At 44.0% G+C, this 14,928-nt stretch carries 10 protein-coding genes; 9 read left to right on the plus strand and 1 reads right to left on the minus strand.

Annotation, left to right across the window (positions count from 1 at the left end):
• The coding region (locus tag MJZ26_12885; protein MCQ2106674.1) for an AAA family ATPase at positions 1-1,277 on the minus strand (1,277 nt) is incomplete at its 3' end.
• A gap of 193 nt (positions 1,278-1,470) precedes the next feature.
• Here MJZ26_12885 and MJZ26_12890 point away from each other — a divergent pair.
• Genes MJZ26_12890 through MJZ26_12930 form a run of 9 tightly spaced genes read left to right on the plus strand, consistent with a single transcriptional unit; the run spans position 1,471 to position 14,839 of the window.
• Complete coding sequence (locus tag MJZ26_12890; protein ID MCQ2106675.1) at positions 1,471-2,094, plus strand: TM1812 family CRISPR-associated protein; 624 nt, start codon at positions 1,471-1,473, stop codon at positions 2,092-2,094.
• Positions 2,095-2,096: 2 nt separating this feature from the next.
• The gene (locus MJZ26_12895) at positions 2,097-2,819 is read left to right on the plus strand and encodes a hypothetical protein (protein ID MCQ2106676.1); all 723 of its coding nucleotides are present in this window, start codon (positions 2,097-2,099) and stop codon (positions 2,817-2,819) included.
• A gap of 37 nt (positions 2,820-2,856) precedes the next feature.
• Positions 2,857-3,543, plus strand: a complete 687-nt coding sequence (locus MJZ26_12900) for a VWA domain-containing protein (GenBank protein MCQ2106677.1) — start codon at positions 2,857-2,859, stop codon at positions 3,541-3,543.
• Complete coding sequence (locus tag MJZ26_12905; GenBank protein ID MCQ2106678.1) at positions 3,540-4,262, plus strand: protein phosphatase 2C domain-containing protein; 723 nt, start codon at positions 3,540-3,542, stop codon at positions 4,260-4,262. The genes MJZ26_12900 and MJZ26_12905 overlap by 4 nt, the downstream gene beginning before the upstream one ends.
• Entirely contained in the window at positions 4,252-5,670 is a 1,419-nt protein-coding gene (locus MJZ26_12910; protein ID MCQ2106679.1) for a hypothetical protein, read from the plus strand. Before MJZ26_12905 ends, MJZ26_12910 begins: the two co-directional genes overlap by 11 nt.
• A gap of 1 nt (position 5,671) precedes the next feature.
• Positions 5,672-8,782: an AAA domain-containing protein gene (locus MJZ26_12915; GenBank protein MCQ2106680.1), complete on the plus strand. Its 3,111-nt coding sequence runs from the start codon at positions 5,672-5,674 to the stop codon at positions 8,780-8,782.
• Positions 8,772-10,451 (plus strand): hypothetical protein, encoded by a 1,680-nt coding sequence (locus MJZ26_12920; GenBank protein MCQ2106681.1) that lies wholly within the window; start codon positions 8,772-8,774, stop codon positions 10,449-10,451. The genes MJZ26_12915 and MJZ26_12920 overlap by 11 nt, the downstream gene beginning before the upstream one ends.
• 15 nt (positions 10,452-10,466) lie before the next feature.
• Positions 10,467-13,022 (plus strand): hypothetical protein, encoded by a 2,556-nt coding sequence (locus MJZ26_12925; GenBank protein ID MCQ2106682.1) that lies wholly within the window; start codon positions 10,467-10,469, stop codon positions 13,020-13,022.
• Positions 13,022-14,839, plus strand: a complete 1,818-nt coding sequence (locus tag MJZ26_12930) for a DUF2357 domain-containing protein (GenBank protein ID MCQ2106683.1) — start codon at positions 13,022-13,024, stop codon at positions 14,837-14,839. The genes MJZ26_12925 and MJZ26_12930 overlap by 1 nt, the downstream gene beginning before the upstream one ends.
• The last annotated feature ends 89 nt before the right edge of the window (positions 14,840-14,928 follow it).

The following is a 14,928-nucleotide window of genomic DNA, read 5'->3' on the forward strand; positions in this document are numbered from 1 at the left end:
ATGTCAACCGTCAAATCCAGCAAGTCAAGGTATTCACGAATTTCCCGTACATGGTCCTGGGAAATAGCGACTCCCATCTCCTGACGATTTTTCACATCAAGACTTTTCATCAACCGTGCGGTAACCTTCACCACATCCACCCGATCCAAAATGTCCGTAGGGCGGAACCTGTCCCTGCGCAAATTCTTCGCCGACAAGCTCAAATCACTTGAGCGAAAATCACGGGTCAGCACATCCAAGGTAAAACGATGATTGATGTCTTCTACAATGCGGTTGATGGCATTGGTCAGCTCACCCGCCTCGTACAGAGATTTCAACGAACGAAAGTGGCCTTCGTACTGGTAGCACTTCAGGGAATGCTGAATGTTCTTCGCGATGGCGCTGTCCACATACTCATTGGCGCTCTTCACATTCGCAAAAGTAAAACGGTCCTTATTGTATTCACGGCCGCCCATGCTCATGGTACCGCCGTATTGAATGTACTCGTCAATACCATTCAAGCCAAGAACACGCTCAAATTCGCGATACGGAATAAATGTGGTATGCAACATTTCCGCACGGTCGTAAAGCTGTTCATCCTCGGAAAAAACAAAACCCAGAGAGTCTGTACCCGAAAGAACAATTTTCATGCCGCAGGAAGCGAACACATCTGCAAACAGGGCCGCCCCCTCGATGAAATCAGCGAGCATCGTCACCTCATCGATGAACACATACTTGAAGCCCGCACCTTCCAGAATTTTAAGATCAGCATTCAGGTCCGCAAGACTGTTCCTTGAATTCACCTGGACAAAAGCCGCCTTCGCCAGGTCCCCAGGCGCCATCTCCCCAAACAGCTGGCGAATCAAAGTTGTCTTACCCGTGCGACGAAGCCCATACAGAATGAAAACACGGTCATTGCCAGGGCCATAAATGTAATCACGCAGACGTTCAAAGCCATCGCGCTTTTTCCACTGCAGAACATTGGCCGAAAAATTCTTCAGGGTGACGCCAAGCTTCACATCCGTCTTGAACGACTGTCCCGCCACTCCATTCATCCCGGCAACAAGGACTCCATCCGCGAAATAAGCAGCCCCATTATCGCGAAGCAACAAGCCATTCGTAAGCGACGCGGCAACCGACTTCGCCGCCTTGCGTTGTTCAATCTCTGCCAAAAGCGCCGACAGTTCCTCATCCTTCACGCGGCGGGAACGCTGCTTGCCATCTTCCATCCACTGGTAATACGCATAACGCTTACCGTTGATAGTCTTGTAGGTGATTCCGCCGATGCTCTTCGTCATAATATTCCGCCCTTTTGCACTTTATCGCGTTTTAACTTAAAATTTAACTTATTAAGTTAAAAGAAGCAAGTAAGACAATTGAACTTCCAAAAAATTCAAATAAATCAACTCACAAAGGGATTTTTTCCATTCTCATTCATTTTTTGTCAACTGCGACTTATTTTTACTCTATATAGAGATTAGAGGTAAGAAAATGAAAATTGTTTTTGTGAATATCCCCATGAAAAAGGCATCTGATCCTAAACATTACCCTGTGGATGGAAATAGCGAAATTGAATACGAGGGCAACGTACGTTTCCCCATTAACGCCGTATTGGCAAAAAGCCTTAAAAAGGGAGAATCCGTAAAAATTGTAAAGTTCATCACCAAAGATTCCAAGAATAATTACCTTGAAAACTCAAGATTTTTTAATGAGGAACTGGATCTGTTGAACCAAGGCATTGGCGCGAATATCAAATACAACGAAATCATCGAAGAATATTCCGAAGATCTTCGCACCCATGAAAATCGATTCAGGAAGCTTATTAACGAACTAGAAGACGGCGCAGACATCCTTGTGGATATCACCTATGGGCAAAAGACTCTACCCATCCTGCTCTTTTCTACCCTGTCCTTTGCGGAGAAATTCTATAACGCAAACATCCAGAACATTATTTACGGCAAGATCAACTACGATTCCGACAACAATATCATCGATGGATCCCAGAAGATCTATGACATTACCTCCCTGTACTATTTGAATACGCTTACCGCATCCATGGAAGCTCCGAACGGAGAAACCGCAAAGAAAATGATTGACAATTTCTTTGAGATGTAGCCATGAACGAAAAGGAATTGAGCATATTGCAGAAACTTGAGGAGCTCTGTAGAGAATACCAATCTCTACAGAATCGCCCTGATATGGATTCCAGAAGGTATACCATAAGAAACCTCATTGCGACACTTGCATTCAGAAATTATTGTCCCCTTTACTGGATGCAGGATGATATTAAAAATGCCGGATGGGAAATAACTAAGACTATTCTCTCCGTAATCAACAATTTTGATTTTAAAAAAGCCGAATTTTCTCACTACCTGAACAGTGCATTAAAAAACGCAATTTTAAAAGGCCGACAAAATGCTGTCGTAGGGGATTCCGAACAGCTCAAAACCATTCGAAAGGAAACTGTCGCAGACAGTGAAACCATCCTCAGTAATAAGGCGACTCCAACCATTATTGCAAATCCTAACAAAATAGACGAATGCGTATTAGATACCATTAATAGTAAATGGTACAAGGAAAATGAGAGGCACAAACCATTCCTCTCTCTTTATCTGAATTCCATCTTCTGTGAATTGGATAATTATGGGGATTTATGCAATAAGTACGAATGCTTGTCTGCAACATGCAAGGAGTTCTCTCCAAGCATGCAGCAACAAGAAATGGCCGCTCGTTACGGTTTTGAAAAAACGAATGCTAGCAAAATTATAGCCAGATTCAAGGCCAAAATGCCTCAAATCCAAACGAAGAAAAAACACACAAACCAACGAATATATTTTTAATAAAAATATATATCTTACACAACAAAGGAGAAAAGAAATGGGATTGAATAGTTTTGTGGCTCAAGATATGCGCCCGTTGCCGATTTTTGTGCTTGCCGACGTTTCTGGCAGCATGAGTGGGGCAAAGATTAATGAGTTGAACTTAGCCCTGAGAGACATGGTGTCCGCCTTGAACGGTGTAGAAGATGTCCGTGGTAAGTTTCAGCTTTCTGTAATTACTTTTGGTGACCAGAAAGTGGATGTTGTGCAGCCCTTGGCCGATGTGGGTGAAGTTGATTTGCCCGAACTGGTTGCCAATGGGGGCACTCCCATGGGCGCCGCCTTTGAAAAGCTGGCCCTTATGCTCGAAGATCGCGAAGTGGTGTCTTCTCGCGCCTATGCTCCTACAGTTGTGTTGATCAGCGACGGTATGCCCACCGATTACAATGGTGGCAAGAATTACTCGAACTGGGAACCTTTGGCTATGCTCCACTCCGGCCCTCGTGCAGCCAAGTGCCAGCGCCTGGCCATGGGTATTGGTGATGATGCCGACATGGATATGCTCAGGGCTTTTGTGAACAACCCCGCCATTCCGGTAATTAAGGCTAGTGGAGCAAAGGGTATTGCCAGCTTCTTCCGCTGGGTAACCATGTCCACTATCGCTCGTGTTACTAGCACAACTCCCAACAGTACTTCTGTGGTGGCTCCCACTTCCTTGATGGACGATGAGGACATCACCATATGATGGTTCGTGAATCAAGAAAGGAAAATTATTCCTTTGCAGCCTTGTCCGAGGCTGGCGCCTCTCATCAAGATCTTTCGCTGCCGAACCAGGATTCGGTTGCCTTCGCAGAAGCGGATGGTGACTATGTGGTGGTGGCCTCTGATGGGGTTGGTTCCTGCAAGTTGGCCCATGTGGGCTCCAAGGCGGTAGTGGATGCGTGTTGCCACGTTTTCGATGCTCTGAAGTGTGGCTCCCTTTCTTTCGATTCAAAATCTGTTTCTCAGGCCATTCTTGAAAAATGGCGTAAGTTGACCGTCGGTTTAAGCGAAGATGATTGCTGCGCTACCTTGCAGGCTGCATTCAAGTTAGGCTCCCAGTTAATGTTTCTTTCGGTTGGCGATGGCTTCTGGGCTTATTCGTCTAGCTCTAGGCAGCTGGTGTCCGAGTGCGGCGAAATGGCTTTCTTGAACGAGACGGAATGCTTGTATAGTGGCTTGACGGCGGAGGGTATCCGCGCGGACATTATCTCCCTGCGCAACGATGATTCTTATGTGGTGTTGTGTTGTACAGATGGCTTTGCAAACGGCATCGAGGAGGGGAAGGAACTGGATTTCCTTCGTGAGATTGAAACCGACGTAGATAGCGAAGCCTTGGCCTCGGAACTGGAATCGTTCATGAAGATGATTTCCAAGTGCTCTCTTGATGATAAGAGCGTTGGGGTGGTAAAGTATGGCAAGTAATATTGTCAATTTGGAAGGAACAGTGGTGCGGGGCGAAAGCGGCACTAAGTACACGCTGACAAAAAAGCTTGCCCAAGGTGCCCAGGGTGTTGTGTACGAGGAATCTTCCGGCAATTTTGTGGTGAAGTTCTATTTCGAGGGCTTTGCCGCAGATTGCGTAATGGATCAGCTGCGCTTTGTAAGAAATGCCCAGTTGCCAAAGAATTTTGTGACCGTGGAAGACTTGTTTGCAAAGCCCTACACGGGTTATGTCATGAGGCGCGTAGATAATCATTTGCCTCTCAACACGTATTTGATTCCCCCTGCCAATGAAGCGTTCCATATATGGTATAATCGAGGTAAGGGCTTTTGGCAGCGTCTATTCCTTGCTCGCCTTATTGCCACGGCCTTTGGTGAACTGGAACGCAAGAATCTTTCTTATTGCGATATTTCGGGCAACAATATTTTGGTTAGCTCCAAAGGTGCTTCGATCCAGATGATCGATGTGGATAATATCTATGTAGCTGGACGTGGAAAGCCTGCTGTATTGGGTACGCCCCGTTACATTGCACCTGAGGTTGTTAACGGTTTGCGCAATCCGGATATTCTTTCTGACAATTATTCTTTGGCGGTGATTCTTTATGAGTTGCTTCGCGTGGGGCACCCTTACATTAGTGACGAGGTTGCTGATGGATCCCCCGAAGATGAAGCTCGTGCCCTGGCTGGTGAATGTGAATATGTTACCCCCGAGACGTCGACTCGTATGTTGCCCGAGGATGTGGTTTTTACGGATCGTCTTAAGGAATTGTTCAAGCGTTGCTTTGCCGATGGTAAGGTTAATCGTTTAAAGCGCCCGTCGGCTCGTGAATTTGAGTTTGCATTGATTGAGGCTGGTAACAAGGTGATTAAGTGCCCGCACTGTGGCGCTTGGCATTACCCTCGCAAGACTGGAAAGGTTTATGAACCATGCCCCTGGTGTGATGGCGAATCCAAGCCTAAGGCCAGACTCCAGTTTTATGACTTGTTCTTTCAGGGGGATGACTACATGGCTGCGGCATTGGATTCAAAGTCGAAGCGCACTTCTGTGAACAGCTATGTTATTAAAGAAGGGGTCAAGAATCGAATCCCTAGATTTTACGTGGTGGGCGACAAGGATTATTCTGCCAAGGACAGACTTTCCGAAAAGAGTTTTACCATTTTTAACCGGGAAGGGAAAAGCATTCTGCTTAATGACGGATTGGATATGCCCATCAGGTTAAGGCATTACAATGGCTCAAACTTTATGTTTGTAGAGAAGGGTAAGGGTGTAGAACTTAGAAATGGCGACCAGATTTTCTTTGAAGTTGCTAATGATAAGCCCGCAATGATAGTGGGTGTAGGTGGCCAATCTTATGGGCTGATTAGAATGGCCATGTACATCGAGGTTTAGTATGGATATTTCTAGTGTTGGTATTGCAAAGCTACCTAAGGTAAAACTAAAGCTTCGAGATACAAGCGAATTTGTTCGTGGTAAGTTTTTGACCATTGATTTTACGGCAGAAGTTTTGAATTTCGAGATTAAGCAGTATGGACCGGATGTTTCGGGGAGTACTGTACCTTTCTTGGCAAGGACAGACTCCTTTACCGCAGATTTGCTCCGTGATCAAATGGAGACGCAGGCAGCTCGTTCTGCACAGTACATTTATGTTATTGAAAATGTCGAAGACTCTTTTCTGGAAATACAACCCTACATTTTTAATTCAATAAAAAGTTTTGCTGTGGCTTTAGAATTCCAGGTGGACGAATCTCTGGCGGATCGTATTCCGGATTTTGAAAACAAGTATGTTTGGAAAGGCCTTGGTCAAACGGCGGTTTTTTCGTTGAACTATAAAAAGAAAAAGTCCCAGCCGGCAGAAATCTGCTTTATCTCGAATCGTAGTCTTTTAAGAGCGAAAATCATCGGTAAGACGGTTTTGGTCTATAAAGAGGAGAGTCTAAAGGATAGGGATTATCCGGTGGACCTTTCTCTTGCTCCCGAAATCAAGTTTGTTAAAAGTGCGGATGCATCTAGCGATGATTTTCTCAAGCATATGGAAAGTGTTTCTAGTGGTGCATCGTATTTGAACCGCTGGAATGCTTACTACGAATTGAGCAAGGAAGCCCTGAAACAGGCTGCCGACGAATTCGGCGAAATATACTATAGCAAGTGCGTTATCAATAACGGTATGGACGGGATTGAATTTACATTCACTCTGAATGACTCTATGGATAAGTCTTGTATAGGCAGAGAATTGTGCATTAATGCTGAGCCGAAGAATATTTCTGTAGGCGTGGTAAAGAGAGTAAAGGGCAATGAGATTGTAACCGCTACAGATTCTTCTAACTTTTTGGCAGAAGTTCCGTCTATGGGTGAGTTAATCCTGGATGTATATGGTAGCGAACTTGTAAATATGCGCCGCCATAGGGCTAAGGACAGAATTATCGGGGCCCGCACACCCATCAAGACACTTGTTTCCACAATCGAATTAGGTAGTGTCAGCGTTCAGAATTGGGAGACGCATCCTGCGGTAACGGATAAACTGAAGAGGAATTTCCCGAAATCCAGACTATTAAATGATTCGCAATGCAAGGCGATTGAACTTGCCATTAATACTCCAGATTTTGCTGTAATCCAGGGACCTCCGGGAACCGGTAAGACTACGGTGATTAAGGCGATCTGCGAAAGATTCCGTGAGCTTTTTGAAGCAGAAGAACATGAGAGAAAGAAACTGTATCCGGAATACATTTTGCGTAGTCCGAAGATTTTGATTTCTAGTTTTCAGAACGAAGCTGTGGACAATGCGATTTCGTCACCTCTTCCGGGAGATATTCCTCCGAATCGTAAAATGGCTCGTCGTGCCAAGGAAAGTACACGAGCCCAGAACCAGAATTCCATTGAAAAATGGGCCGAAGGTGTGTGCTCTGTTATTAGCGAACGGACGAAGGGCTCTAATGCAGCACGTTTAAACGCAAAACGCTGTGAAATGGGCGATAAGTACTTGCAGTATAAAAATGCTAATGATCCCTCTTCTGCGTTGAATATTGCTGCTAGCCTTTTGAATGAGTACCTTTCTTTTTCGGAAATTCATTACGATGATGCCTTGGTAACAAAGGCAAATGCAGTCATTGCTGCGGCTCGAATTTCTGAAGCAAACCAACAGGCGGATTGTTCTGAAATTGACCCGTTTGTGCAAAGATTAGAGGCTCAACGTCTTGATAAGGTTTCGTTTGCCGATGATGGGTTAAACAACGCGAAACGCTTCCGATCGTTTGTGAAGTTGCGCATTGACGAAGTGGATTTTCCCGACGACATCATGGATTGTCTGGATTCCATTTGTGGTGGTAATTTCTCGGATAAGGTGTTTGCACGTTATGTGGAAATCGTCAATGAACTAAAAAAACGTTATTGCACGAAGCCTGAAAAATTTGATGTGCACAATAGCAAGGATATTGATAAGTGTCTGCTTTCCATGTCTACTTGCTTTAATGAACAATACATGAAACTTTTCCCGAACCAAGAAGATAAAGTTGCCTTGATTCTGGAAGAGTTTTTAAACAGGCTTGATCAGGATAGTGAATCTCTGGTGCGAACGTATGCAATGACGACGGCAGCGACCTGCCAGAATAGTCTTAATCCCTTCGGACTAGAAGAAACATACGACTTGGTCATTGTTGATGAAGCTGCCCGTGCGAATCCGCTGGATTTGTTTATTCCAATGTCCATGGGCAAGAAGGTGATTCTTGTTGGTGACCATAAGCAGTTGCCTCACATGCTTGAGCCGGATGTGGTTAAACGCTTGAAGGAAGACCCTCGTTTCAAGGATTTCTCTGTCTTGGAACAGAGCTTGTTCGAGCGTCTTTTTGAAATGTTGAGCCAGGGCAAAAGTCCTAAGACAGTTATGCTTGACGAACAGTTCCGCATGCCTGCAGAACTTTGCGCCTTTGTCAGCAATTGTTTTTATGACGGCCAGCTGAAAACGTCTCCTGCGGCAAACCCGAGGGATCACGAAGCCCATCCTAAAATCAATAATGGCAAGGCCATCGCCTTTATCAATGTATCTAATGCGGCGGGCCCCGAACTGCCGGCACGTTCTATGAGTCGTAAGGTAGAAGCGGAAATTATTTGCGAAGATGTCAGAAAAATTCTGGAAACGGAACCCGATGCGAAAGTTGGCGTTATCGCCTTTTACTCGGCTCAGGTTGCTTTAATTGACCAGTATTTGGAAAAGTGTATTAATAACGAGCAGAGGGCCCATGTGGAAATCGGCTCCATCGACGCCTTCCAGGGTAAGGAATACGATTATGTATTGTTATCCTGCGTAAGATCCTTTAGCACCGATTCTGCCAAGCATCATAACCTAGAATTCTTGGACAAGCCCAACCGCTTGTGCGTTGCCTTTAGCCGATCTATAAGGCAGTTGGCCGTGTATGGAGATGCTGAAACACTGAAGCCGATTAGTTGCATTAATAACCTGTTCCATATCTGTTCCAAACAGAATGGAGGCTATTATCGTGAAGTATGATATTCTAAATATTGCTGATGTTCGTAAGACGGAACGTTCTTTTCTTGTGGCAATGCCTGCTTTTGCTTACGAGAGCGAAGTTCATCCACTTTTAGAAAGCGAATTAGACGCCTACGAAGAGGCTGTGCTGAAGCTTGTTTCTGTGGACTTGTCAGCGAATGGAATCGCTCACGTAATGAATGCCTCCGAAAGCCTGATTGATGAGGTGCTTTCCAATCTAGAATGCCGTCGAATGGTCAAGAAAACTGCAGGAAATCCATGGAGACTTGATAATGATGGTATTGAATACCTGAAGGGACAAGTTCGCGAACGCCCTTCGGACGATTCCATGTACGGCTACTTTTTTGTGAATCCCATTAAGCGCGATGTGATGCCGTTTTTTCATTACGGAGACTTGAGCAGAGCAACCTTGTTTAACCAAGGAAAGCAGAATGAGGGTGAACCTATTCTGCTGATTACTCGAGAAAATGATCTGGACTCTACTTTTGAGGATTTACGTCGTCCTCGAAACTACGATGTGGAAAAGGCGTATCTCAGTTATGTCAAGTGTGGTCGCATTTTAGCTCGTCGAGCCAATAATGAAATCACCCTCGAAGAAGTTAAGAGTGAAGCGGCTGCCATCGAGGCATTAGAATTTCAATTTGATGATTTGGATAGCCTTGATGAAGACGATTCTGATATGATTCCAGTTTCCGAAGAAAAGGTTGAAAAAGTTGAACCGTTAAAATCTTCTGGTGATAAAGAGATTATCAGATTGATGCGTGGCAAACCTGGAACAAATCCGAAAAAGGTTTTTCTGACTATGCGCGTGGTTATTGACCCGTCTACTTCAGAAGGCTTTAGGGTAACATCACCTTTCAATATGAAGGGTATTGATGATAAGTATTATCTGCGTCAGATGTTGTGGCTTATGGGACAGAGTGATGTGCGTATCCGCAGGATTAACGATGAAGAATCTGAAGATAAATCTCTTAAGGATTTCATGAACCATGAGATTCTCCAATTGTGTGGAAGTTTCAATGCAGATAAGCTGAACTTTGTTCATTTTGCCCAAAGGGAAATGCCTCATCTTGTGGCTAATCAAAATCAATTTAGGGAATTGTACGACACCCTTGCTGGCGAGTATGGCTTAATGCAAAGAAATCCTGATCTGCGTGGTCAAAAGAATATTATACGCGATCTTGGTTCTGATGTTGTGGAATCTTTGTTGAATCATTTCTTCAAGGAAAAAGATTCTACTGAAATGAGAAATGTATCCAATTTGGCGTTGAATGCTTTAGAACGGTTGGATGGCGAAATTTTCTTGAGACAGATGTTGAACAGGACGTTTTTGTCGGAGTCTGATGTAGCTGGCTGGAGTGTCAAAAATTTAGACAAGCCGATTCGAAACATGGCTAATTCTCATGGTAACGGTGCCTGGGAAAAGTTGGTGAATATTTTGGTTTTGAACTATTATAATCCTTCCGATTTCACAAAACGACTGTTAGAAGCTGATAATATTTCGACAATGGTTCGCCGTATTGGAACTTTGAATAGAGTGCGAAACTTGGTGACTCATACCAAAACAGGGGCGAATGCTAGAATTTTTGGGCAACAAGATTATCAAGAATACAAGGATAACATATTTGCTTTTGTAGATGGTGTTGTTGCGGCCTTGGGAAAGAATTAAGAAAGGAGCTGGGAAATGTCTAAAAAAAGTAAGAGTAAGCCGGGAAAAAAAGGATTTGTCGCTGCAATTACGGAAAAATTGAAGCCTGAATTACCTAAGGTCAGTACCCCTGAGGAAATTGATGCCGCAGTTAATGAGGTAGCTGAATCTTCCAACGAATTCGAATTCAATAAGAATAAGGAAGCTCTTTTAGAAGCTTTGAAGGCTGAGGTGTCTAAACTTCAGAAAGATTTGAAGGATGTCGAGAATCTGAAGTCTCAGGCAGAATCCGCAAAGAACGCCGCTGTAGAGGAACGAAAAAAGGCTGAGGAACAGGTCAAGAACCTTAAAACAGAAAAGGCGATCCTTGAAACTGATAAGGCGAACCTTACAAAGGAAAAAGAGGCTATTCAGTCTGAATATGAAAGCGCTGTAAAAACTATTGAAAATGCTGATGCCACCGCTACCAAAACCAAGTCGGAAGCTGAGGCTGTCGCAGCCAAGATAAAAGGTGATGCTGAAACCGCAGCTGCCAACACAACGGCTGCAGCAGACAAAAAGGCTGGCGATATTATTGATGCAGCGAATAAAGAGAAACTGAAGACGATTGCAGATACAAAACTTGAGGCAGCAAGGTCTTGGGAAGAGGAATGCGAACGCCTCAAGGTGGAATTTGAAAAAGCCGCAAAGGAAAGAACGGACGCTGCCAAAGCTATCCGCGAGTTGGGTAGGGAAAAGGATGATTTTGATCTTGATAGGGAAGCTTTTGAAGATGAAAAAGCTTTTGTCGCAAGCCAAAAGGAAAAATTCCTTAAGTGTAGCCCTGCCGCTGTAGAAACACTGAAACTCCAACTGAGCGAAAAAGAAGATCTTTACGAGGGCCTTAAGCAGCACTACGAATCTCTCAAGAAGACGTTTGCAGAAAATCAGGCTTTGATGGATGTTTTGAGCATCAATCTTAAGGATGCATCGGGTAGCGACCGCACAGTTTCCCTCAAGGAGGCTGCCCCGGAAATCAACGAGCAGTTGGCTCGCTATCGTGATCTTAAGGAAGTCTATGGACGTTACCAGAATGTCAGCGATATCGAGGCCTTGGAAAAGAAAGCTGCTCAGATGGAGGTTTTGACAACGCAGAATGCAAATTTGCTGCTGGAACGAGACCATTTCAAGGAGCAGTGTGCAGCCGCCGCAAGAACCGGCCGGGAACTTGAAATCATGCGCCGTGAAGTAGAGGCTACTGACGCCTTGAATAAACACTTGGTTCAGGAGTTGGAAAGCCATAAGATGGCTTTGGAAAATCGTACGGGTGATGTGTGCCCAGCATTGACCCGTGTGGACGAAGAAGCTGATGCCAAGGAATTCAAGAACGAAGTTAAAAAGATTTGTAAGATTAAGCCCTTGCAAGATTTGAAGGCTCTGGTCTCCCATGTAAAAAATTATGCGGGTTGCAAGGGCGGCTCTGACAAGGAACGTCTGTACTACACAGATAACGATATTCGTGCATACTTGTCGGGTATGGCCGTAAGCCGATTGATTATTTTGCAGGGAATGTCTGGTACGGGCAAGTCCTCTCTTCCGCGTATTTTTGCAGAATCCATTTCTGGCTTCAACAAGTTGGTTCCTGTGGAATCTTCCTGGCGTGACCGTAACGAACTCTTGGGCTATTATAACGATTTTAATAAGAAGTTTAACGCCAAGGGATTTACCATTGAACTTTATCGAAGTGGTAAGGATGTTTGTGCACAGATTCCCACGTTTATCGTCCTTGACGAAATGAATCTTGCTCGAATTGAATACTACTTCTCCGATTTCTTGGCGGTGCTTCAGAAACCCGATCCAAATGATTGGATTATTGATTTGGTCGCTTCTGATATGCGTACCCTGCCTATGGATCTTTCTGAAGATGTGGTAAAGAACATCAAGAAGCAGGACCCGGATGCATATGAAATCTGGGAAAGAATCCAGAGAAGTAGACAGGGGGATACCACTGCTGTTGTAAACGACATGGACAAGCAGAAACTTTTCGCAGTCTTGGAAAAGGAACGCAGCCTTGTGGGTGCTCGAGATCTAATTGACGGTCGAAAGGTTCGTGTCCCTGAGAATGTGTGGTTTATTGGTACTGCCAACAAGGATGAATCCACCTTCGAAATCAGTGATAAGGTTTATGACCGTGCTCAGGTAGTTTCGTTGAATAGTCGTGGCGTTGAAGAAAAGGAATATAGGATTACCGCAAAGTCATTCATTTCTGTTGATCAACTTCAGAAGCTTTTCAATGCTGCCAAGGCAGATTTAGACAAGAAGGATTCTGCAGATATCAATGATCGCCTGAAAAAATTGGAAGATATTCTGATTGAAAAGTTTGACATGGCGTTTGGTAACCGAATCTATGAACAGGCCAAGAACTTTACTGCCGTATTTATAGCTGCCGGTGGCTCCTTGGTAGATGCTCTGGATTATCAGATTTCTACCAAGATCTGGCGCAAGATTGAATCCTGCGATGTAGAAATTGATGCTTTTGACTCTTTGCAGGAAGTGGTGAAGGACTATAAGGCTACCGCAAAGCTCTTGAATAAAAAGCTTAGGACTCTCTAATGCTTGAAGATTATCGAGAATTTTCTGCGGACTACGAAGATTGTTTACAACGCCATGTGAATCCCGTTGACGGCGTGTCCAACGGGAGTATTCGCGTGTATGCCGTAGACAATTCTGTAGAGGATGAAAATTGGAAAGATGTTCTCGAAAAAATAAAGAGTGCACAAAAGGCGTTTGCCTTGATCTGTAATAAGCCCAAGTCCCATTTGAAATCAGAAAATGAAGTTCGCCCTATTGAAACCGTTAAACGAGTGGGATACGAATCCATTCCTTATCTGGCCTCGCATAGTGAGGACTGGCTTGCTCGTACGGCTACAGGCTTGAAACCTGCACGTCTTTTTTCTCGTGTGGAGGAGGACGATTTCCTTATTTATGAAAATCGTGTTGTCAAGACGTTGTTAGATATTGTTCTAGTTTATCTTCGTAGAGCAGAAAAGAAGCTGAACGATATGAAAAGCCAACTGAAAGGTATTATGAACAGTACCGTACAGGCGACGGGTTTTGGCTTCGACAAACGCTTTCAAATAGCGGTGAGTGAACTTCTAGCTGACTCTACGGATTCTGATTCAGTTCGTTCTGAAAAGCTGAAGAATATCGAAAAATTGCTTGTTCAAACAAGAATGTTGTTGAAAAAGTATGGATTACTACGTCATTCCACTCTTTACCGCAAGTTGATGAAAATTAAGCGTGTTCAAAACCCTTTGAATCAAACTAACATCCTGATGATGGATAAAAACTATAAACAGGTTTTTGCCCTCTGGAAGGTGATGCAAAAAGCTACCAGGCTTTATTCTCGCGAAGAAGATGAACAACTGAAAGAAACTTTGTCGGAAAAGCTTACGTGGTATAGAAACTTCAACAAGACCCTGATGGGGTATGCCGCCCAGAATTTAGGCTTTGAGTCTGATGATGGTGTAATGTACCATAAGTATGATTCTCAATATGGGAATAAGCGCCGGGAACTGTTTGAGTTATCCATTAATGAAGAAGATGGTCTTATTCATTGCATTTTACGCGATCCTGTTAAGCGAGAAATGGTCCTGCAAAATGGTTTGAAAAGCCCTATCCATGATGGGGAAACGGTGGGAAAGTTCTCCCTTGATAGCGAAAAACTCTTGTGGGAAAATGATTCCGATGATGATGACATCAAGGCTTTCTGCGACTTGTTTAAAAAGCAGATTCACGGCAAGAATAAGAGAGACGTAGACCATTTGAGAACGAGCTTGGAAAGTGCAATGTTGGAACATAACCGCAAGTATCCTCCGGTTCCCCAGAGCCATGTGGTGATTGTCCCGTTTCCAAATGAATTAAGTGAACAGGGCGCAGTTGAATTTCGTAGGTCTATTCAAGAAGAGGCCATGGAGATTGCTAAAGAATGCTCTGCCCAGTATGTAATCTACGCATTGCCGTTGTGTACCAGCGGTGAGCAGCAGGCTCTTGATTATGCCCATGGTGCTGATGACAAGTTGATGATTTTACCTGTGACAGTGTATGACATCAATTCCTATCGTCGTTTGCAGAATGTTCTTTTGCGTCAGATTGCGCATGTTGACAGCAAGATGGCATCTATATTCGACAGTGATGAAGGCTTGATTCCTGTTGAAACTTTGTGCCCCCACTGCGGTCACAAGTACGTGTACTTGTCCTGTGAAGCCAGGGCTGATGTTCTTGAGGAAATGCGCAACGTCGAAAAAGACAGTTTTTTCTTGCAGGATTCTCTGTTCAAATACAAGGATATCGTAGAAATGAAATTGGGAGAAGACAAGTTTTTGTCTGTATGCCCTAAGTGCAGAAAGTCACCATCTGACTATTCTTAGTATATCACAATAATGTAAATGTAAAAAATTTCTATTTTTTTGAAAAAATTTCATTCCGTTGACATGGAGCCTTTATGAAAAAAATATTC

The organism is Fibrobacter sp., from assembly GCA_024398965.1.
GTDB lineage: Bacteria > Fibrobacterota > Fibrobacteria > Fibrobacterales > Fibrobacteraceae > Fibrobacter.